Origin of the sequence: Lachnoclostridium phocaeense, assembly GCF_959599685.1 — a bacterium.
GTDB lineage: Bacteria > Bacillota > Clostridia > Lachnospirales > Lachnospiraceae > Claveliimonas > Claveliimonas monacensis.
Genome location: NZ_CAUGIN010000010.1, coordinates 56,569 through 76,152 on the forward strand (window position 1 = coordinate 56,569; position 19,584 = coordinate 76,152).

The 19,584-nt window shown below is 46.6% G+C and carries 24 protein-coding genes; all 24 read right to left on the reverse strand.

The window, feature by feature from the left end; translation table 11 throughout:
- Positions 1 to 13 precede the first annotated feature (13 nt).
- Positions 14 to 1,741, reverse strand: a complete 1,728-nt coding sequence (locus Q5911_RS06420) for a single-stranded-DNA-specific exonuclease RecJ (RefSeq protein WP_303181802.1) — start codon at positions 1,739 to 1,741, stop codon at positions 14 to 16.
- A 163-nt stretch (positions 1,742 to 1,904) separates the two neighbouring features.
- Positions 1,905 to 2,384 carry a DUF5684 domain-containing protein gene (locus Q5911_RS06425; RefSeq protein ID WP_303181804.1) on the reverse strand — a complete coding sequence of 160 codons (480 nt, stop codon included), beginning with the start codon at positions 2,382 to 2,384 and terminating at the stop codon, positions 1,905 to 1,907.
- Between the two features lie 74 nt (positions 2,385 to 2,458).
- The gene (locus tag Q5911_RS06430; RefSeq protein ID WP_303181806.1) at positions 2,459 to 2,899 is read right to left on the reverse strand and encodes a hypothetical protein; all 441 of its coding nucleotides are present in this window, start codon (positions 2,897 to 2,899) and stop codon (positions 2,459 to 2,461) included.
- Between the two features lie 11 nt (positions 2,900 to 2,910).
- The gene (locus tag Q5911_RS06435; RefSeq protein WP_303181808.1) at positions 2,911 to 3,156 is read right to left on the reverse strand and encodes a hypothetical protein; all 246 of its coding nucleotides are present in this window, start codon (positions 3,154 to 3,156) and stop codon (positions 2,911 to 2,913) included.
- Positions 3,157 to 3,174: 18 nt separating this feature from the next.
- Positions 3,175 to 3,513 (reverse strand): hypothetical protein, encoded by a 339-nt coding sequence (locus tag Q5911_RS06440; RefSeq protein WP_303181810.1) that lies wholly within the window; start codon positions 3,511 to 3,513, stop codon positions 3,175 to 3,177.
- 256 nt (positions 3,514 to 3,769) lie between these two features.
- Positions 3,770 to 4,948, reverse strand: coding sequence for a hypothetical protein (locus tag Q5911_RS06445; RefSeq protein ID WP_303181812.1), 1,179 nt, complete (start codon positions 4,946 to 4,948; stop codon positions 3,770 to 3,772).
- Positions 4,949 to 5,128: 180 nt separating this feature from the next.
- Positions 5,129 to 5,632, reverse strand: coding sequence for an RNase A-like domain-containing protein (locus Q5911_RS06450; RefSeq protein WP_303181814.1), 504 nt, complete (start codon positions 5,630 to 5,632; stop codon positions 5,129 to 5,131).
- 76 nt (positions 5,633 to 5,708) lie between these two features.
- Positions 5,709 to 6,029 carry a hypothetical protein gene (locus Q5911_RS06455; protein WP_303181816.1) on the reverse strand — a complete coding sequence of 107 codons (321 nt, stop codon included), beginning with the start codon at positions 6,027 to 6,029 and terminating at the stop codon, positions 5,709 to 5,711.
- A 363-nt stretch (positions 6,030 to 6,392) separates the two neighbouring features.
- Positions 6,393 to 7,718, reverse strand: coding sequence for a transposase (locus Q5911_RS06460; RefSeq protein ID WP_303181818.1), 1,326 nt, complete (start codon positions 7,716 to 7,718; stop codon positions 6,393 to 6,395).
- A gap of 260 nt (positions 7,719 to 7,978) precedes the next feature.
- A complete protein-coding gene (gene lepB, locus Q5911_RS06465; protein ID WP_303181820.1) occupies positions 7,979 to 8,503 on the reverse strand; it encodes a signal peptidase I in 525 nt (174 codons plus the stop codon).
- 50 nt (positions 8,504 to 8,553) lie between these two features.
- The gene (locus Q5911_RS06470) at positions 8,554 to 8,820 is read right to left on the reverse strand and encodes a LexA family protein (protein WP_303181822.1); all 267 of its coding nucleotides are present in this window, start codon (positions 8,818 to 8,820) and stop codon (positions 8,554 to 8,556) included.
- A 168-nt stretch (positions 8,821 to 8,988) separates the two neighbouring features.
- Positions 8,989 to 9,792, reverse strand: coding sequence for a DNA adenine methylase (locus tag Q5911_RS06475; protein WP_303181823.1), 804 nt, complete (start codon positions 9,790 to 9,792; stop codon positions 8,989 to 8,991).
- Between the two features lie 2 nt (positions 9,793 to 9,794).
- Positions 9,795 to 10,001 (reverse strand): hypothetical protein, encoded by a 207-nt coding sequence (locus tag Q5911_RS06480; protein WP_303181825.1) that lies wholly within the window; start codon positions 9,999 to 10,001, stop codon positions 9,795 to 9,797.
- On the reverse strand, positions 9,989 to 10,456 hold the full coding sequence (locus Q5911_RS15015; protein WP_442913477.1) for an NUMOD4 domain-containing protein: 468 nt from the start codon (positions 10,454 to 10,456) through the stop codon (positions 9,989 to 9,991). Before Q5911_RS15015 ends, Q5911_RS06480 begins: the two co-directional genes overlap by 13 nt.
- Before the next feature lie 404 nt (positions 10,457 to 10,860).
- Complete coding sequence (locus Q5911_RS06485; protein WP_303181826.1) at positions 10,861 to 11,385, reverse strand: sortase; 525 nt, start codon at positions 11,383 to 11,385, stop codon at positions 10,861 to 10,863.
- Positions 11,375 to 11,815 carry a hypothetical protein gene (locus Q5911_RS06490; RefSeq protein ID WP_303181828.1) on the reverse strand — a complete coding sequence of 147 codons (441 nt, stop codon included), beginning with the start codon at positions 11,813 to 11,815 and terminating at the stop codon, positions 11,375 to 11,377. The genes Q5911_RS06485 and Q5911_RS06490 overlap by 11 nt, the downstream gene beginning before the upstream one ends.
- A gap of 145 nt (positions 11,816 to 11,960) precedes the next feature.
- Positions 11,961 to 13,082, reverse strand: a complete 1,122-nt coding sequence (locus Q5911_RS06495) for a helix-turn-helix domain-containing protein (protein WP_303181830.1) — start codon at positions 13,080 to 13,082, stop codon at positions 11,961 to 11,963.
- A gap of 13 nt (positions 13,083 to 13,095) precedes the next feature.
- Positions 13,096 to 14,289 (reverse strand): hypothetical protein, encoded by a 1,194-nt coding sequence (locus Q5911_RS06500; protein WP_303181832.1) that lies wholly within the window; start codon positions 14,287 to 14,289, stop codon positions 13,096 to 13,098.
- A gap of 180 nt (positions 14,290 to 14,469) precedes the next feature.
- A complete protein-coding gene (locus Q5911_RS06505; protein WP_303181833.1) occupies positions 14,470 to 14,703 on the reverse strand; it encodes a hypothetical protein in 234 nt (77 codons plus the stop codon).
- 18 nt (positions 14,704 to 14,721) lie between these two features.
- Positions 14,722 to 15,252 (reverse strand): hypothetical protein, encoded by a 531-nt coding sequence (locus Q5911_RS06510; protein WP_303181834.1) that lies wholly within the window; start codon positions 15,250 to 15,252, stop codon positions 14,722 to 14,724.
- A gap of 95 nt (positions 15,253 to 15,347) precedes the next feature.
- Positions 15,348 to 15,731 carry a hypothetical protein gene (locus tag Q5911_RS06515; protein WP_303181835.1) on the reverse strand — a complete coding sequence of 128 codons (384 nt, stop codon included), beginning with the start codon at positions 15,729 to 15,731 and terminating at the stop codon, positions 15,348 to 15,350.
- A 59-nt stretch (positions 15,732 to 15,790) separates the two neighbouring features.
- Positions 15,791 to 16,108 carry a hypothetical protein gene (locus tag Q5911_RS06520; RefSeq protein WP_303181836.1) on the reverse strand — a complete coding sequence of 106 codons (318 nt, stop codon included), beginning with the start codon at positions 16,106 to 16,108 and terminating at the stop codon, positions 15,791 to 15,793.
- A gap of 4 nt (positions 16,109 to 16,112) precedes the next feature.
- Positions 16,113 to 17,375: a DNA polymerase Y family protein gene (locus Q5911_RS06525; protein ID WP_303181838.1), complete on the reverse strand. Its 1,263-nt coding sequence runs from the start codon at positions 17,373 to 17,375 to the stop codon at positions 16,113 to 16,115.
- Between the two features lie 923 nt (positions 17,376 to 18,298).
- The gene (locus Q5911_RS06530) at positions 18,299 to 19,507 is read right to left on the reverse strand and encodes a hypothetical protein (RefSeq protein ID WP_303181841.1); all 1,209 of its coding nucleotides are present in this window, start codon (positions 19,505 to 19,507) and stop codon (positions 18,299 to 18,301) included.
- Between the last annotated feature and the right edge of the window lie 77 nt (positions 19,508 to 19,584).

The window sequence follows — 19,584 nt, forward strand, 5'->3', positions numbered from 1 at the left end:
GGTTGTCCCTCCTTTAATAGACCATAATCTCATTTAGCTGCTGGAAAAAGTCTGTTTTCTCCTGCGTCACGGCCCTGTAGTCTTCTACTTCTATCTGTGGATAGAAGCGGCCTTTGTAATAATTCTGTGACAGGCACCCAATGACATCGATGACCTTGGGTTCTCCTTCCTCAATGTAACGATCTGACTTGTGGAAAAGCAGGGCGCTTACTTCTTTGCCATATAATTTTATGTGCTCATCGTGCCGACCCATCAATTTATTAAATTTACCTGCAATCGGGGAACTTTCAAAGCCTTTTACCAGATATACCGGCTTTTGGTTCCCTTCCCCGAAGGGGGCAAATTTTGAGAGAGCCGCAAGCTCCTGCGGGATGTCTTTAAGCTGGATTTCTAGGTCATAGCTAACTGTATCGTTCTTTGGCGGCACAAATCCCAGTCCATCAAGAGACTGGATAAGCTTTTCTTCAAGTTCTGATAAGCGGTTTTCTTTTATAGATAGTCCTGCCGCACCCCAGTGACCGCCAAAGCCAAGTACCGCGTCTTGTACAGATTTCAGCAGCCTTTCAAGATGCACGACTCCCCCGTTACGCCCGGAACCCTTTAACTCGCCTGCTTTCGCTGTATTCGTAAACACGAGGGCGGGTACGTGATATTGTTCCGCCGGGTGGCCTGCAATAATTCCGATGATCCCCTCATTGTATGACGGATCATATAGCACGATCACTTTTCGCTTTGCTTTGGGTTTATTCATCCATATATTCTGGATCCATTTCGAGGCGACATCCATCTCCTCGCGGACCAGCTCTTTGCGCTCCTCATTCCTACATACCAGCTCCAGGGCCATGCTATGGAGCTTGGTTGTCTCCTCTGTGCTTAACTTTTGCATGTTCCTGTCTTCCGACAGGAGCTCAACAACATCTGCGGGGCCGTTATCATAAAGCCGGCCTGACGCGTTGATACATGGTCCGATCAAGAAGCCGAAATCATCTTCTGTGCAGAAACTTATTTTCAGCTCATCCAAGAGCATATGGAATCCTGTTGTCACTTTTCTGGCGTTGATCTCTTCGATCGCGTGAAGTACCAGGTTACGATTGTCACCAGTAAGGCGCATCACGTCTGCTACTGTAGCAACACCCGCAAAAGCCTCCAGCTTTTCGAGAATCTGGCTCTCTGGATTAAGTGCCTTGATAAACCGATATGCCAGACCAGCGCCGCAATACTGCGTGTACCAGCCATCAGGATCCACATGTGGATCCACGAGAACATCGGCGTCAGGCAGCAGGACATTCCCGTCCGCATCCCTCTGGGGCAGATGATGGTCCAGCACGATCACAGAAAGGCCTTTTTCCTTGGCGGCTTTGATCTCCTCAATTGCTGCGATCCCGTTATCGACCGTGATGATCAGTCCATGGGCAGTCTCGTCTATGATCTTCATGGACAGTCCATAGCCTTCAGAAAATCGCCTAGGAAGTCGAATTGCCGGTGTAACACCGGTATATTCTGTAATGCCCATTTTCAAGATTATTGTTGACATGACGCCATCGCAGTCATAATCGCCAACAATTTTAATATCCATGCCATTGCTGACACATATCTTTGTGAAGGCGACTGCATCCTCCAGATATTTAATGGGTGGATCCGCTTCTGGATTTAAAAATTTCTCGATCGAGATGCCAACATTTTTTGCAACCAGCTCATCCAGACAATGGATATCCGGGTCTCTTTGTTTCCATTTTGGCATATAATAATCCTCCTCTATATTATTTGAACTAAACCGATTTTTACTTCTGCCCTCCTTTTCATCTGTATTTAGTTCTGTTGGTAGTATGTTTTCATAGAATAAAAATAAGAGAGCCATAAAGGCTCTCTCATTGATTTCACGCTTGATTACTGTAGGGATGATCTTAGTCTGGCTTACCCTGGTATTGGGATGTCCCAAATCCCAACATCGGGATGAATACGACGGACAGAAAGATCAGTCCGACCGTAAATCCACCGCCGTGCCCAAAGCTCTTTGAAAGCTTATGCGTCGCTTTGATCTGGATCACAACGAGTGCTAAGAGGCAGGCCAGGTAGAGGATCATAAAGATCGATGTAAGTGATGTAAGCCACAGGGATAACCATAGTACTACAATCAGTGCAAGCGTTACGAAGAAATACTTGGTGTCCCATACGATTTTGTAGAGAGTATACTGATTGTAGAAGGGGATGATCGCTTTCCATCCCTCCTCACCGGCTTTCTTAAAGACCCTCCACAGTGAGACGATCATCAGGATGGCTAGGATCATCGATACGAAGATGATCACGCCCATCATGGACAGGATGGTTGCGATCAGTCCCCCATCCGCCGGATACGATGCATAATAGTGCGTTTCGTAAGACATACCTTTACTCCTTTCCTTTTCTCGGGCTTCTAAGTAGCCCGGCAATAATAGTATGGAGAAAGGGGGCCTGTTTCTTAGCGCATGGAGTTTAGCAGCTGCAGGAAGTCCTTGAGTCTCTCCTCGTGCCGCATGTCAATATCATCCTGGCCATCCATGCCTCCAGTGTCTGCGGAAATATGCTCCTGTTCGCATAGCATGCTGCTCAGGTCTTTGTATTCTTCATATAGTTTACGGATATCGAGTTTGCGTGGCCCGTCAGACAGGGACTTCAGTTCGATCCCGTTTTCATACACGTCAAGGGCCGTCAATTCTTTTTCTCCTGCCTGGAGCCTGCCGCTTTTCTTTCTGTCCTGGACTGCCAGGGCAAGGCGTAGGGACTCCCCTTTGTTCTCCAGTATAATGCATGTAGCAGCCGTGTCATTGCGCATGATCGTAATGACGTCTCCCTCTCGATAATAATCCGGATCAAAATATAATTTTACGATAAGATGGTTTCCATTTCCTTGTAATTCCATAAGCATTGTCCCTATACCGGATCATAGTCCATATCCGTATCATTATATTCATCATCAAACTCTTCTACTTTTAAGTGATTCGAGTCACGGTCTATCCGATCCGTGTCAAGTTCTTCTTTTTCGGTCTGCTCTTTTATATCAGTCCCAGATCCAATGTCTTTTAGATTCAGTTCACGCTCCAGGGCGTCCATGTCATGCTCTGTCTCATGATTTTTGTCTTCGGCTAACTCCTGCCATAGCTTTCTAGAATTCCCCATTTCTATCCTCCCATATAGTTATGCCCGTGCATACCGTCGGCTGTTTTTGAATTTTGGTTTATGGATATATGTAAAAACAGATGTACATCCCATATATTTTGCCAGCTCGTGATCATGAATGTAAGTGACAAGTTGAGCCATCGTGATCTTGCGGGTAAACTGTTTATGGTATCTTTCAGAAACATTTCCGAATGAGTTACCATGATAGAGCTTGACCATACCTGTCTCTTCCAATGTGGGCAGCTCAAAATACCAGGATTCGCAAAGCGTCCTGATATATACCGTGTCAAATCGTACAGATACTTGATACCCGTATTTATTGCATAGCTTTTCCAGTTTAGTGATTTCCTGATTCACTATATCCGCCTCCTTCCTTATAGCTTAGTGTGCTCTATCTTGTGTTCAAGTCCTTTTTTTGAGCAACCAATTTGGTAATATAATGAAAGAAGGCAACAAAAATAAAACCTGAGCCACTTAAAAAAGAAACAACTCTATAGATTGTATATCATTGCAATAGGTAGTCCTTATAGGACAAAAGAGGCCAAGGAACTCCCTGGCCATATCTTATAGTAGTCAAATCCACATCCCGATTTTTTTGAATTCTCGATTCCGTCTACTTTTCTAATTCCAGCAAATACTTGATAGTGACAGCTGCCTCATCGTAAACAATAATCTCATTATTGACGAGATAAGATCCATTCCCCCCATGCGCAAATACCGCGTCATGGGGAAGGATGTCCTTTTTCCTCCACTGGCTCATGGCATCGGTCGGCCAATTTACATGAAGCGGATTGCGGTAGGCAACTTTATATACAGCCAAATAGGATGTGGGCATGTTCTCCCGGCAGTACAGATTGTATCCGCCTGTAGACGTATAACGGATTGATTTTGCGGAATTTGTCGCAAAATATAAGCCCATCCCAAATAAATGACCGTTGGGGGATCCCATATTCAGTTTAGGCCCTTGTGAAAGAAGCCCGTAATAGTTCGCATTTCTTGAACCGTGGAAAAGAGAATGTATCTCTTTCTTATGGATCCCGTTTTTCCTTCTATATTCATGGAACCGCTCTTCCGTCCTACGGTTTTTGATCCGCCAGGCTCTTTTACAGAGATGCCTTGTATCATCAGACATGTGTTGTATAATACCTTCCCATTCCTTCTGCGTGCATTTCCGCACGTCCAATCCAAGGTGTATGAGCAGGTCCTCTGTTTCCTCTTCAGGCTCCCCGGTTATCACCTGAGACTCCATAACGTCCAAAAGCTCCTGCTCTCTTTCCAGGATAGGCAAAAAGTCCTTGATGTCCTTTGCTAGTTTTTCCTGGACATTATGCATTTTCCTGGGAATGACCTGGAACAGCTCCATGAGAAGCCCGTTAAAACGGTCAATATTATTCTCTGCAAGCATCCGGTCGATCAGACTTTGTGCAGTCTCCACCATCTGCCTGCTAACCTCCGTATAATGGACAGTATACTCTGACACAAGCAGCATGTTTGCGTAAAGCACAAGATCCTTCCAGAGCCTGCGCGTATCCTGATCCTGTATGGCGGATATGCGTTCCTGCATCTCATTTCTATAAGCCGTGTCACAATATTTCGCCCTGTCCACGTATCCTTCCGAAAGCTTTTTGTGGAATGTAGTATCCCAGAGAGCCATAGGGCGTTTCAGTGTGACCGGTCTGGCTCCTACTCTTCCCATCTCGATCTTAAAATAATCTCCCTGCTGGATCATTTTATAATACCTATTCTGGTTATGATCGGGCATAACTTTGACCAGATAGGCTAATCCCTCCATCTTTGTATCCTCCTATTATAAAAGTAACGATATGGATTTCTCTTTTTATTTGCTCCTTCTCATCCGTATTTATCGTTCTATGGATAGTTTGGGGAAAGTTTACCAAAATAGGGGCTGCGCAGATCCTGCTTCGAAGTGATAACAAAAAGCTGCCGATCGGGCAGCTTTTTGGTGGCCGGCTTATTTCCTGTGAAGCAACCATTGATCCATTGCATCATAGATCAAGTCAATTTCATCTGGTGTTGCCTCTGGATATGCTGTCAGGATCTGAAAGATCCGTCCCGGGATATCGGATTCACCAAGGACTACGACCAACTGACTTTCCTGAAACGTATCTTTCCAGTTTGTGTTCAGGGCTATGCACTCTCCGACCGGATGATCAAATGTACATGAAATATCTAATTTCCCCAGTCTTCCTGTCCGCATCCATTTCTCAACTTTTGCCTGGTTTTGCAGCAGGCAGGTATGTACATACGTACATACTTCCGCCAGGCTGTTGCTCAGGAACCGTGATGCCTTCATGATCTCATCTTTCTCCACATGAATATGCCGCAGTCGGTTCCTTAGCTCTATGAGACTGACATCCATGTGGCGGGTAAGCATATGCTGTCTCTCACCATGGTATGCGAGCAGAAGTTCGGGAATTGCAACATCTTCAATTTCCCTCATGAGTTGTGTCCCCATAGTAGCTCCTTTCCACCCTAAAAGTGGGCATCAAAAAAGCCGGCCTGTTGTATAAGGCCAGCTTACTTGTTTTTGATTAATGCGTTTTTAATGCAGTCCTTGCGCCAGATACGTCATCGATCACCTGGTAGGCGGACTCCTTTGTAAGATCCATCATTGCGCTCCTGAACAAAGCGTTATTAGCTTCTTTGGCAGTGAACTGTAACAAACCTGTCTCGCTTGTTTTCTTCTCGCATTTTGCCCGTTGGACAATACGGTGAAATGTGTCAGAGTTAGCATTGGTATAACACCAATACTGGCCCGCAGGATCCAAGATTAATTTACATTTGTAAAAGCTCCGTACTAGGATCCTACGGATATAGGGTTTCAGCTCTCTGCTGACCTTATACTTTTTCATTGTTTGCCTCCTCTCGTCAAAATTTAGATCTACCATGAGTGTGGATTTTTATATAAGAAACAAAAAGCCACAGGTACACCATTGTACCTGCAGCTTATTAGTCACCTCCTAAGAGTGGAGGATTTGTTGACGGCCCTAAAAGTGGGCCCTGCTGAGCATCCTCATAGGATAGCTGTAAGGAACAGGAAATTTCCTGTTGCCAATATTATATAAGAAGGAACACGATAATGCAATCAAATTAAAAAGTGAAGCCTCACATGAATAAATTCACGTGCTTCCTACTGCCACCTGGCGGCGGTTCCCCTTTAGGGAGATCGGACAGCCTTTCCACCATAGGGTCTGAACTCAGCCAACTGACAGCTGTTAAGCCGCCAGGACCGCGTACAGGCTAGTAAGCGTGGATAAGGTGCAGGTGCTTCTCTTAGCGCATGAAGGGACTTTTGCCTCCATGGCCAACCTCTCCGTTGCCGGCAAGGATTTTAAGAGTGTTCGGATAAAGTATCTCGCCCCTATGTTATAGGTGGCGTTTAGGTCGCAGTTATAGACCTTCCCGTTCTGGAACTCGCATACGCTGTAGGAGCCGCCCGTCTTTTCAGACTGCCGACCCCGGAGGACGCGCCCGCTGCCATCGAAGGCAAGACGGCTGGTGTTCCAGGCGTTGACATGGCTGACGCGCCTACCAAGACGGTGGGCCTGGTCCGTTACAATGGACTGGACACGGCGGGCCTTCCATAAGTGGAGCCGCTGCTTTTTGGAGCCTCGTTTCCGCCCCTTCAGATCCAGGTGCTCGAACACGATCACATCCGCGTTATAGAGGACAGCCACCTCAATGATAAACATCGCTGTCTTGACCGCAATATCGTCATTGATGCCGTTCGACCGTGCCCATAAGCGGGGCATTTTCCTGGCTCCGTGCTGCTGTGCCTTTTTGACCCGGTTCACCGCATGCGCAAGAGAGTCTTTTTCTCTGGGAAGCCGACAGAAATGCCGGCCAAGGACAGTGCCATCCGCGCACATGACGGAAACCGTGGCGGCGCTGTTGATGCCAAAGTCCACGGCAGCGATCACCTGCTCTTTGGAAGGTGTGTTGGTCAATGTAACCTGTTCCTCAAAAGGAAAGTCCAGGAACCATTCTTTTCCCCTTTTCTGGAGAGTGGGGGCGCACTCCTTCCTGTGGGAGCAGTGACGCCGGATATAGTCCACGTCGCTTTTCTGAAGTTGGACATCGATCCAGTCCCAAGTATTGCGGACATAAACCTTGATCCGGGCCGTGTATATTTCTGTCTGTATGTACATGTTGTCCCGGTACAGACAGGGATACACATACCCTGCTTTGGGGAACGAAGGTTTCCGACCCTGCGGATCCCTTTTCCAGTTTACCAGGTTGGACTGATAGGAAGAGTATTTACCTAAAGCCTCATAAATGGCTGCTCTCCGCAGGTAGGAGGGGAACTTATAAAAATCCGAGTCGAAATCATATTTTGTGGCCGGATTTTTTGCTGTTTTATGTGTGAGTTGTTCTATAAACGTCATCTGAAATTTTGATGTACTGATTTCCGAAACTTTCTCCCATTCCTGGTCACAGACCACGAGAAAGAAGTCTACCGCATGACGATACAGATTGACTGTATCGTTAAAGATGTGCCGATATTCTTTAATTTTAATACTATATGTGGATATCAGCTTCATAAGCAAACTCCTTTTATTTGGTTCTATGACTGAATTTATATCATAATCCTTGTTGTGACCATATGCTCACAATTAAGATACATTTTTATCCATTATAACAAATATGCAAATAAGATCATTTTTCTCAGATGAACAAAAAAACTTAGAAAATATGTTGTTCATACATATCTTTATGCGCAACAAAAAAATGACTATTCATATAATGAAATATAAGACCGCCTTACTCACGACTAAAGTCACGAGCGTGCGGCGGTAATGTGTCAAAATACCTGCCAATCACCGATTGGAAAGAATATGCAGACAAGTTTAGCGATGATCATATCTTTCTCTACAAACGGGTCCTCCCAGTAGCGTGAATCATAGGACTTATCTCTGTTGTCTCCCATAACAAAATAACAGTCTTCAGGGATCGTCTGAGGCGGTAGATCTTTTTCCAGACCGGGAGACTGTCGGCCATCCTCAATCTCCTCTCCATTGATAAAGAGCCTTCCCCGAAAGATTTCAATATTATCCCCGGGCATTCCAACGATCCGCTTTATAACTCTTTCCGAGTCACCATCTGGTCCCTCGGCGGTTTTTGAAAATATGATTATATCCCCGTAAGATGGATTCTTGGTCTGATAAGCAAAGCGGTTCCCGAGAATATAGTCTCCAGGTTTTATGGTTGGGGACATGGAACCAGTAGGGACATTTCCGAGAAACACAATACACGTTGTTACTACGAAGCCAAGACTAATGCCTATCAGCATTACTATGATAAGCTGTATGATCGACTTTTTGTTCATCCAACCCCATCCTCTCTCTATCATTATACATATGGTATATTGCAGAATAATTAACTGCTTGTTTTTCTATCCTTTTTTCTTTGCAGCACATAGCCGGGAATGCGGATCGCCCTGGGCTGGCGGGGGAAGGTATCGCTTTCCAGTTCTCCGATCTCGATCATATACTCCAGATGTTTCTGTACGGTAGCAGAAGAGCTTAACCCTACTCCCTCTCCTATTTCCCGGACAGACGGGGCATAACCATGGATGACAATATATTCTATTATGAAGGATAAAATGGCCTTATTTGTTTCTCTGTTTTTTTCTGTATCTCTCATATTGTTGAACCTCTCGTTATCTATGCTTTCTTTTAAAAACTTGCCCGTCAGGGAGTCGAACCCTGTTTTCCTGGAGGAAACGCCTTCCGGTGGCGTGCGGGCAACCTGGTCACTCGCCGAAGTGATTATTTTAGTATACTATTTCCGCCGCATACCAGGGCGGGAATCTTAAAACATCAGAAAATCTTCCAGTGCAAGCTGTGTATCCGCCGGCTCATAATTCATCCATAGAGTTTCCGTCCGGATCTTGCCGTTTTCCGCCTGGCTTTTCTTCGATACCTTATGCCAATTAGAAAGATACTTTTCGTAGAGCTGATTATCGTATCCCGATAAAAGGATCATCCCTTTGTGTTCCGTTATAACCTGCAGAAGCGCTATGTGCTGCTCTTCGTCCATTTCATCTGCATATAGATAAGGTTTCCTCGTTGACGGAAGATAAGGTGGATCCAGGTACAGGAACACATCCGTATTGTTATATCTTTTGATGAGTTCGATGCCATCCATGTGCTCAATCTGTACCCCGTGTAAACGATGGGCAGCTTCTGCGATCGTTTCCGGCAGCAGGGACCATGCTTTAGCAGGGTTGGGGGAATTCATCCCTTTCCCGCTCCGGAACCCGTTGTGATACCGGTTCCCGCATCCAAAGGCCATCCAGCAGCGGACTGCAAATCTCCTTGCTTTTTCTATAGGATCTTCACTTTCCTGAAACGCAAGGTCATACTCTTCTCTGGCATATGGTGTATAGGCGATCAGGTGGCTCAGCTTATCAGGTTGATCACGTAGTACCCTGAAAAAATTAACGATGTTACTGTTCAGATCATTGACCGTCTCGATGTGGCTGCGCTCCTTGTTAAGCAGGACCGCCAGGCTTCCGGCAAACGGTTCTACATACACGCATTTTTGCGGAATATACTGGAGGATCCATGAAACGAGCCGATTTTTAGCCCCGGGATACTTAAGAACAGCCTGCATGTTTAAAACCCCCTGAACTCTTGGATTATCTCTGTTTTGAGCCTTTCGCTTTCAAGTTCGAATACTTCAAATTCGTGCTGAAAGAGAGCTCCGTTTTTGGTCAGTCCGATGCATTTTATCCAGCGTTCCGCCTCCAAAGGGCGACCATCCAGATCGATCTTTCGGTGATGTAAATATTTGTGTCCAATAGTCATTGTTATTTTAGACATAGGTTACCTTCACCCCGTTTGTTCGCTTGCTTTCTTAGCGTACAATCCCCGCTTGCAAATCCTGTTTTTTCATCGCCTGTTTTGGCATTTTCGTACAGAGTCCGAACATTATATTCTTTTTGACGACCTCTGCGGCTTAGCGCGATATAGATTTCGCCGCCGGAGCCTTTTCGGTATGTGTGCATCATCTTCCCGGTCAAGCGCCTGTTTGCGGAGCTAATCCTGTCCAGGCTCCGTACTCGCAGGTGGCTGCTGACCTGATATACTCCATAAAATCCCGGGATATCCATCCATATTTCAGCGGAATCTACTACGGGATCCGCAAACGGATGAATAAGGTATGACTGCCCACACTGACGACAATTATAAAGGCCTTGAGTGCTGTCCTGGCCTTGAAGAAATTTGTAGCCGCAGAACGGGCAGTATTTTGGACTTTCTTTTTGAAGTGACTGCATTTTTGATCTCGCCTCCTGTTTTATGAACGCTTGATAATTTCCCTTAAAGATAAAGGAAATATGTGACTATGATGCCAATTGGCAAAATCTCTTCGAAAAACCCACTCATGCCTGTCCTCATTTGTAATCCGATCTATACGTAAAATATCCATTTTTCCCAAATAGATCTATACAATTCAACTACAATTTTGTATACGGGCACATCCGATGCGTGATTATGTTCCCTTTAAGCGTTTGTGTACAGGTGTCTGCTGAGAATTGCATAGACAATTTGTTTCTTCTCGCGAGACGCCCTCTGGTATCTTCATCAATAGAGTGTATGAATTTTGTAAAAAGAACTATTTTTACACAACGATTATTGACCCACTCTTCCCGCTTTGATCACAAGTCGCTGATCCTCGTTGTCAGCCCAGAGCGAGAATGGATAACAGGTATACAGGATCAGTGTTTCGCCATGCGCCTGTAGGGCATTTTTCCCTGTACTGTCTATGATCATGGTGCCGTTGTTTTTTTGTGTCGCATATCTCAATGGATTTGACCTGATATACATAGACATACTCCGGTGATATGAGCCGTATCGTGTCATTCTCTTTCACTTTCTCCAGCTTTTTGAACGGCCCATAATTGTGGCCACCCATAACCAGTGGCTGACCTTCACCAGGTAAGTGGTTGGGGACCATGAACACAGGATACGCATCCGCATCCTCTTGCGTACCTCCGAGGTGGACTGCTTCCTCTAATCCGACAGACGGGATTGAAACATGCAGATATTCATTGTGTGTGCAGTACGTGACACCCTCTTCTTCAATGGATGCAGCACGAATATGGATCCTTGGCATTACGTGATCTATAAAAAGATCCGCTCCATTGTAGATGAATACGAGGACAGACAGGGCAAACAGGATATTGGTCAAATGTTTACGGAGCAAAGGACAATCTCCTTTCGGAAGATTCATCAATGGGAAGCAGTTCCAACTGGCTGATCAAGATGGTGACATGCACCCCTCTCTGCGCAATCCTCTTCAGCTTCTTCCACATGAAGACACGTTCCTCATCACCAAGGAATGTATCTCTATAAATAGGATTGTATAGCTTCTCCAGTTCCAGGTAGGCATGGGGATGGCCTTGGGGCTTTTCCAGTTCTTGGAGCAGGACTTTGAAATATTTACTTTCATAGACCTCCAACAAATCCCAGGAAGTGCCATATTCCCTTTTGCCGTCCAGGACATAGACCTTGTGCTTCTTCTTAGCAAGAAGTCCCTGGATCTCTTTGAGGGCCGTCCTTGTTTTTCCGCACCGGCTTGCTCCGTATAGGATGCGAAGCCCTCCTATCTTCCTCTCCTCCATATTCTTGTACATCGCTTTTCCCTCCATATTTCTTTTAATAGTATGGAGACTGAGGTAAGAGGTTTGGCTTTTGCACAAAATAAAAGAAGCGCCATAGGAGTGCTTGCTCATATAGCGCTTCTGAGAGATTGCCGATCGTCACAGAACGAAATAGTTCTTATTTGAATTCGTAGCAAAATGATTTTGTGTCGTATAGTTGTGGCTGCGCGGGTTCCCGATAAGAGTGATAGATATGGCCGAATTCTGGTATCTGCAATGTTGCGGCGGCTCTCTGCAGGTTCAGCAATAACTCTTCTCTGCTTATCTCGGCCCGGACAAAATCATGGTCATCCACCATGATACAGCTTGGGCTGTCCTCTTCCCCCAGCTCGTCATCATGTTCGTAACAATAGAAAAGGATCCCTAGCTCCTTAGAAAGGATTTCCGCGACTGCTCCGCCGGTTCCTATCCCATACCTGTCCGTTGAAAAGTCTGCAAAAATTTCATCCGGCTCTTTCCCTCCATCTATGATCTGGAGGAGCATCTGTGACCGATCCCGGCTCGTACAGAACGCTCCGCGGTGTTCGTTCAGAAAGTCGGGAAATCCACCAGGCGTCTCCGTATAATGAAAACCATAACCTAAAATGGTTGTTGTTACCATTTTTTCGTCTTCATCGCCAAAAATAGCCTTTAATAAACGCTCTTCCGCCATTGTCCGTTTCCTCCGTATATTGGTGCTGTCAACTTGATAATCCTGGAATATCAGGTTTCCGTTTTCTGTCCGTGAATAGTAGATCGTGACCGGCGTTTCGCAGACGCTTTCCCCATCTCCCCATTGAAATGAGACCTGCATGTGCTTTTCCGCCAGATGGTGGCCTTCTTCTTCATTAGTTTCCTCTTTTCCAAACTCGAATTTTCCGCTTTCTGACATATACAAAAGCGCGATCGTCTGTAAAGCATCCGTCACGGACCGCCATGGCTGAGGGTAATCACCGGTGACCAGGTTTTTAAGCCCATCTGTGAGCGTTGCCTCACACCTTACCGATCGGTCTTTGATTGATTCCATCTCGTACCCGCACGCTTCCAGCAGCATCCGCTCTGTGATGGTATTCATATGGCCGGCCATATTTCTTAATATGGATATCGTAGGGCGGTTGATCTCCCTATTGTTCAACATACGGTTCAAATGTTCCTTGGAAATTCCCACTTCCTCTGCAAACGCTTTTTGTGTCCGGGTCCCGATCCCCCGTCTTAATAGTTCCCGGAATTCTTTATATTCTCCTTTGCTTTCTTTTGCCATATTACATTTCCTCCTATAGATACATACTCTGCTTTTTCATTGCCATCTGGATAGTCTCAAAAATACCGTTTAGGAGCTGTGGCTCAATTGGCTCGTCCAGGTTTACGTTTCCAATACCGGCAAGGATAGACTCTTCGGCAAAGTTCAGCATTGGGCTGAGAAATTCTTCTGCATATATTGAGAAGTTTTTCTTGATCACTGCGTCTATAAAGGGACGACAAAGAGCCTTTATTTTTTCTTCGGCCAATTCTATCGGATCATTTTCCGGATCATAAGGTTCATCCGTGCTTTCTTCCCTCTCGCAGTCCTCTGCATCATCGGACACAAGGGGATACAGGATATTGACGGGATCTTCCAATGCTACGGCGTCAATGTATGTGCCAACCGGAAGGACCGGTTTCACCTTGGTCGGACATGGACAGGATACGATCTCGTATAATTCCTGTAAGGACTGTGCCGGGCACCCGAATGGCGTGATATAAGGGATGCCGCGAGCTCCATTGCTGATCAAGGTATCTGCGTATTCCTGCAGCATCCTGCTTTCATTCCTTATGATGACCTCCGGAGCTTTGAGTGCTTTTAACTTGGCCAAGCGGCCTATTCTCAGGATCAAGCGGTCATATAGGTATTCCATCGGGATCGGGCTCCAGGCTGGTTTTTTGTTTTTAAGTTCTACTTTCTGGTACCGCAGTGAAAGCGGGATGACCGGCAGGCAGTGCAGGATGATATGTTCGTACTCTGGAGCATTCTCTCTTTTTAATAGAGCTTCGATCGCCTCCGCTCCGCACAGGCAGACAGTACCGGGGTACTCTTGTTGGAATTTTTCAAAATCCTTTTCTTCTACAATCTGTTTGTATCTGGTCTCTGTCTCTCCTGGCTCAATAACGACGTGTGCGCCATAATATACAATTTTCTCGATGTCTTTTCGTAGTATGCCAAGGATGCGGGGCAGGATCGGTCTGCTTCCAAATAGATACTGGATGTTGACGATCGGGATCGGGAGGGAAATGTGTCCCATCAGTGTTTCCTCATCGCTCATTTTTCCGAAGATTTTGGGATCAGTCATAGACCGTTCTACAGGATCTTTCTCTTCACAAGGGGAAGGGAATATGACCTCGCCATTCGAGAATTCCAAGATCATCCCGTCGGTGAGATCCGTCATTTCTGCTGCCGTTGATACATTTGTATTCATCCATCTCTTATTCATCTTTTGCGCCTCCGTGATTGATATATTCGTTATCCGGTTGATTTTATTTTAATATATCAACTAGGTAATGTCAATATAGGAAATTGATTTATCTTTGGATTTATATTGATATATCAATTCGTTGCGCTTCTATTGTCAACTTTATATAAAAAAGACAGACCGTCCGGTCTGCCCTCGTTATTATTCTTCTACTTCCACGTGGAGGTAATACCCCCTGTCCGTGTGTTCGATCTTCCGGATGATTCCCTTCCGCGCCTTGATCCGTTCCGTCGTCCTAAAGATCCCGGACATGGCAACGGATGGTTCCACCAGATAGGTATATCGTCCAGAACTCGGACGTCGCTCGCTGATCGTGACTTCCTCTCCCTCTTCTACCAGGCCCTCACGTTCCATCTTAAATTTTTCAATCCTCATTTTTCCCTCTTCCTTCTTTTAAATGATCTTATGCCGGAGTATTGCCTTTTCCCATTTGTCCCCAGGTACCTCCAAGGCAAACTCTTCCAGCGTTTTCTGCTTAGACATAGTATATTTCATTTGTTCCAGCTCTGTCAGCCGTTTATATATCTCCCCCCAAAAGGAGGGGCGGACAGAAAGGAAACGGACGCTCCTTACAATGTTGTCGTTTAGGTCTGTAAGAATGATAGAGATCCCCGGGGTCTTTGGGCATTCCAGCGGCAGTTTTCCCGGGCGCAAGCGGATGGGGCACTCAGTGATGATGATGTCCCCGAAATTAAGAAGAAGGACAAGGATCCCACGGTACTCATATAATCCGACCTCCGCCGGGTGTCCAGGCGACAGGGCCGCTATTTCTTCAGGCCTTGGATTGCGGAGATAGATGTTTACGATAAGACCGTTTGCGACCACATCGCAAATAGTCCGTTCATCTGTTGGCGGGATCAATTGGTTCGCCCTGCCCCGGATAAATTCGATATCTTCTGTGTCTGTCATATAGCTGTCATCCACGGGAAGGTTCCTCCTTTGTGATGATCTTTGTGAGTTCTCGGGGCGGGATAAGGTAGATCCTGGAGAGCTGCTTCTTTGTATAACCATTCTGATAGTCAGTGCGAATCTCTTCGGCGGTCCAGTCCGCTTCGACCGGTAGATTCATGAATTCCATGTTTCTCTTCCTTTCGTATATATTTTCTGGCCAAGATCCAATACTGGTAAAACCTTGCATGTGCAACAAACTGTATATCGCCCGTATCAGTCTCGGTGATATCACGATCCGGGCAGGCAATCCCCTCCTGGATCAATGCTTCAGAATGCAACAGGAACTGGTAGCGCTGATCCGCCTCAAGCTCGGCCATGCTGGTATATCCGCGGATCGGAGTATGCCAATGCTGGATCTCATGAGAAATGACCTCTAAAATATCCTTCTTGTGTTTTTGAAACTCTTCAACGATTTCCTGCTTATGTATCTTTTTTCCTGACATGTTATCCATTATACGACACATCCCTTCCCAAAACAATATGAACAAACATTCGGTTGGGAATGCCTGGATCAGCTATTTTTGACCCACTCCATTTTCCATCTGCATTCCCCTACATTATAGTAGAGTTTGAAATACACGGCTGTCCCGTTTTGCTCCGCTGTACAAAAGAATACTTTCTGAGTCCTGCCGGCAAAATGTTCGTCTTCCAGAGGCAGGAAAGTATGGACTGGGACGGTATGGATTTCTCCATCAGGACTCTGCCATTTCAGGAATCGGGGTTGCATGCCGCCGCTGGATGTAAACCAGCAGTCGCAGGCGATAAGCTCCCGCCCACCGTATCCTGGCTTTCCTGCTTTTTTTGTATAGTTTTCTGTTTTAAACGACATATGATCACTCTCCTGTATGGATGCCACGCTTCTCCGCTGATATGCCGCCGCTGTTTGGATCCACGTCCGGATAAAGTAAAAAAGAAGAACGTATCAGGGCATAAGGCCCGTACCTCGCCCGGATCTGGTCCACTGTCCGCTCCCACACCAGCTGCTTTTCCTGGTCCGCTCCGGTCTGAAACAGTTCCATTTGCCGATATGCTTCACGGTACTTTACGTCGCCGACATGCACGCCCAGATGGCGTAAGGGAGTTTTTGCGTTCCATATCTTTCTTAATAAGGTTGCTGCTGTTTTGTACAGACAACTTGTGCTGCAGGTCCTCTCATTCAGTGTTGTTTGCATCCCGGCAAAAGCCAGGGAGTCCTGATAGCGGATCCCTACGTGGATGACCCTGCCGGACGCCTGGTCCCGGCGTAGCCGCATCCCGACCGTCTCACATAACGCAAGTAGGACGGCATCCGCCTCACCGTAAGAGGATACATCAAAGGAGGTTGTGGTACTGTTGCCGTATCCCTTATTCGGTGGCGGGGAAGCAATGACCGGGGAATCGTCAATCCCGTTGGCGTATTCCCAGATCAGCAGCCCATGGGATTTCATATGGATTTGCAAAAGCTCCGGGTCGGTATGTGCCAGTTCGCCAATAGTATGGATCCCAAGTTTGTGGAGCTTATTTTTTGTGGCATGCCCCACGTAGAAAAGGTCTCCCACAGGCAGGGGCCACAGCTTCGATGGGATCTCTTCCCGGTACAAGGTATGTATCCGGTAAGGCTTACGGAAATCGGAGGCCATTTTAGCCAGCAACTTACATGAAGAAATCCCTATATTCACTGTAAATCCTAGTTCCTCATAGACAGCTTTCTTGATACGTAGAGCAAATGTTAACGGGTCTCCGAAAAGAGGCAGGGCGTCTGTCACGTCCAGGAAACATTCGTCAATGGAATATTGCTCGATCTGGTCCGTGTATCGTGACAACAATTGTATGAACGCTCGGGAACAATCCTCGTATAGATCATAATCAGGCGGAAAAATGAGGAGCTGCGGGCATTTCTTTCTGGCTTCCAAAAGGCTCTCTCCCGTCTGTATCCCGTACTTTTTTGAAGGGATGGACTTAGCAAGGATGATGCCGTGACGTTTGGCTTCATCTCCGCCGATCGCGGCGACCAGGTTTCGGATGTCACGTTTCTCTCCCAGGAATTTAAGCCGATATACCGCCTCCCAGCTCAAGAAAGCCGAATTCACATCAATATGGAAAATCGTCCTTTGCACGGTACCCCCTCCCTTCACGAAACAGAACATGTGTTTGGCTATATTATAAAGAACAAATGTTCGGAAATCAATAGGAATTTGATAGAAATCAAAAAGTGGCACACAGACAGGCTACATGGCAAGTCCGTATGCCGAAAAAAAGAATAGAGAAAATGGGTCTCCCCGCCGGTCAAGGGGATGGCAGGGAGAAGGCGCGGGGAAGGGATCGAACCTTCCAAAATAGGGGAAACTGTTTGTTCCAAAATAGGGGAAACACCAGCCCGCGCCATGTGCATGGAAGAGTAAATTGCTGAATTGTTTATTCTTTAGTAGATACTCTGCCTTTTTGGCAGGCGGTGCGTACTACGCCGCACTGTTACCATGCGGCTATTCCGTCTTCAACTCGACAATGATATACGGGCTTGTCATGTACATGTCACAGGCTGTGGTTACTCTGACCCAACTCAAACATGTACGATAGAGCGACGGTCTGTTGCGTCAACCGAGGGTATCATGACCTGAATATCGTAGTACCCGTTTCCGGATCCTTAGTCTGGTGAACCATTTAACAGAAGCCACTGACCTTTACGGTCTGTGGTAGTTCACTACTATTCTCACATTTTAAGGAGGTACTCTTCCATGCTGCGCCTAACATGATTTTACCTCCCCAGTATTGGGAAGGAAGGTACGGGAGAGGGATTGAACCTCCCTGCTCCTGAGAGGGGGATTGTTGGAGCAACGCCAGTCCGTACCATATGCGCCGCCGACCTGCAGCCACCTGGCAGCCGGCAGGGCGCTACTTTGCGGGGATCGATCCTTAGGAGATAAGATATAGTAGCTTCCCCTGCAAACATAGTATGAAAGATTTCATCGAAGTTTTCTTTTTTTTGCACAAGAAAAGTCCCCGGATCTTCCGTGGACATTTCTTGTGCCGTTATGTTGAATTAAATTCGGATCCACTCCTCTCCCTGATCGATCCGATCAAACGGGAGTTTCATCAGCTTTGCCACCTGCTCGCACAGGTTCAGATACCTGGTCGGGGACAGACTGGACTGATCCGCATGCCGCTGCACGATGTCGTTGAGCGCAATGTAAACGTCCACGCCGGTGCCGCCGTTCGGGCAGGAGACCTCCAGATCAGCGGCAACCGCATCTGCGACAGTTTTTGGAAGGAAAGGGTATTTTTCCTGTACTTTCCTTACAGTTCCTGCAACATCCGCAATATCCATGTTCCCCAGTTCCTCGATCCGGTCCTCGCACTCCTTGAATACAAGCCCAAGTGACTTACAGCTCTCAGCAAAATCAGCAACGCTGGCATCCCCTAAATGGATGATGCCGATACCGCCGCCAAGGAATGTGCGGACACCATCCGCGTCATAGAACAACGAGGCGTTTACCCTTGAGAGTCCAACGTCTGACGTGGAGAACTGTACTCCGGCCTTGATAGAAGCGATATCCGCGCCGGCGTCGTTCAGCCGCAAGCGGAAGGACTCTTCCATTTCCGGATCATTAAGGAGATACTCCGCCAGCAGATATTCATGGCTGACCTTTCCTTTGTCAAAAGCAAAGTCTGGATGATCCGAAGCGAGTTGATTTTCCAATACCTGGATGAGCCCGTCCGCCGGCAGGATCGCGTAATCCTTAGACAGGACAGCTGATACCTTCCCGTCTCGCAGCAGGATCTTGCAATTGTCCGAATACAGTTGGAAATCCCGGCAGAGACGTTCCGCCTTCTCATTGACAGGGAGCACGCATTTATTCGCCCGTGCCTCTGTCCGCATCATGACATCCCCATCGTCGCCGGCCCGTTTGCATATACTGTTATAGGCTGTCCACCGTGTCGGGTAAGCGGTCAGCTTATCTTTGTAGGGAAATACCAGGAAAAGGCCGGTACCGGAGATGCATTCCGCATTCTCCTGCTTTTCGTGATCAATATTCCCGATATGAACATGATAGCCATTTTTAGGGACGGTCACCTTACTGCAATACTGTCCGTAAAACAATGGCATATCCGGGACGCCAACTGCCGCTAACTCATTTAAGAACACCTCGACCCACTCATCGTTTTCTTTCCGAAAGTCCAGATATTCGTGAAGCTCCTCCATGTTTTTTAAGTCTCGGATCTCATCATCCGACTGTAAATATTTTTTCAATCGTATATCCTCCTGTATAAATTAGTAACATAACGGATTAATATTCTGCCCTCCTTCTCATCCTTGATTATGTTCTG

Excerpts from the sequence above, each read along its gene's own strand:
- Q5911_RS06420 (WP_303181802.1), bottom strand. The coding sequence starts at position 1,741 with ATGCCAAAATGGAAACAAAGAGACCCGGATATCCATTGTCTGGATGAG.
- Q5911_RS06425 (WP_303181804.1), bottom strand. The coding sequence starts at position 2,384 with ATGTCTTACGAAACGCACTATTATGCATCGTATCCGGCGGATGGGGGA.
- Q5911_RS06430 (WP_303181806.1), bottom strand. The coding sequence starts at position 2,899 with ATGGAATTACAAGGAAATGGAAACCATCTTATCGTAAAATTATATTTT.
- Q5911_RS06435 (WP_303181808.1), bottom strand. The coding sequence starts at position 3,156 with ATGGGGAATTCTAGAAAGCTATGGCAGGAGTTAGCCGAAGACAAAAAT.
- Q5911_RS06445 (WP_303181812.1), bottom strand. The coding sequence starts at position 4,948 with ATGGAGGGATTAGCCTATCTGGTCAAAGTTATGCCCGATCATAACCAG.
- Q5911_RS06450 (WP_303181814.1), bottom strand. The coding sequence starts at position 5,632 with ATGGGGACACAACTCATGAGGGAAATTGAAGATGTTGCAATTCCCGAA.
- Q5911_RS06455 (WP_303181816.1), bottom strand. The coding sequence starts at position 6,029 with ATGAAAAAGTATAAGGTCAGCAGAGAGCTGAAACCCTATATCCGTAGG.
- Q5911_RS06460 (WP_303181818.1), bottom strand. The coding sequence starts at position 7,718 with ATGAAGCTGATATCCACATATAGTATTAAAATTAAAGAATATCGGCAC.
- lepB (WP_303181820.1), bottom strand. The coding sequence starts at position 8,503 with ATGAACAAAAAGTCGATCATACAGCTTATCATAGTAATGCTGATAGGC.
- Q5911_RS06470 (WP_303181822.1), bottom strand. The coding sequence starts at position 8,820 with ATGAGAGATACAGAAAAAAACAGAGAAACAAATAAGGCCATTTTATCC.
- Q5911_RS06475 (WP_303181823.1), bottom strand. The coding sequence starts at position 9,792 with ATGCAGGCTGTTCTTAAGTATCCCGGGGCTAAAAATCGGCTCGTTTCA.
- Q5911_RS06480 (WP_303181825.1), bottom strand. The coding sequence starts at position 10,001 with ATGTCTAAAATAACAATGACTATTGGACACAAATATTTACATCACCGA.
- Q5911_RS15015 (WP_442913477.1), bottom strand. The coding sequence starts at position 10,456 with ATGCAGTCACTTCAAAAAGAAAGTCCAAAATACTGCCCGTTCTGCGGC.
- Q5911_RS06490 (WP_303181828.1), bottom strand. The coding sequence starts at position 11,815 with ATGTACAAGAATATGGAGGAGAGGAAGATAGGAGGGCTTCGCATCCTA.
- Q5911_RS06495 (WP_303181830.1), bottom strand. The coding sequence starts at position 13,082 with ATGGCAAAAGAAAGCAAAGGAGAATATAAAGAATTCCGGGAACTATTA.
- Q5911_RS06500 (WP_303181832.1), bottom strand. The coding sequence starts at position 14,289 with ATGAATAAGAGATGGATGAATACAAATGTATCAACGGCAGCAGAAATG.
- Q5911_RS06505 (WP_303181833.1), bottom strand. The coding sequence starts at position 14,703 with ATGAGGATTGAAAAATTTAAGATGGAACGTGAGGGCCTGGTAGAAGAG.
- Q5911_RS06515 (WP_303181835.1), bottom strand. The coding sequence starts at position 15,731 with ATGGATAACATGTCAGGAAAAAAGATACATAAGCAGGAAATCGTTGAA.
- Q5911_RS06520 (WP_303181836.1), bottom strand. The coding sequence starts at position 16,108 with ATGTCGTTTAAAACAGAAAACTATACAAAAAAAGCAGGAAAGCCAGGA.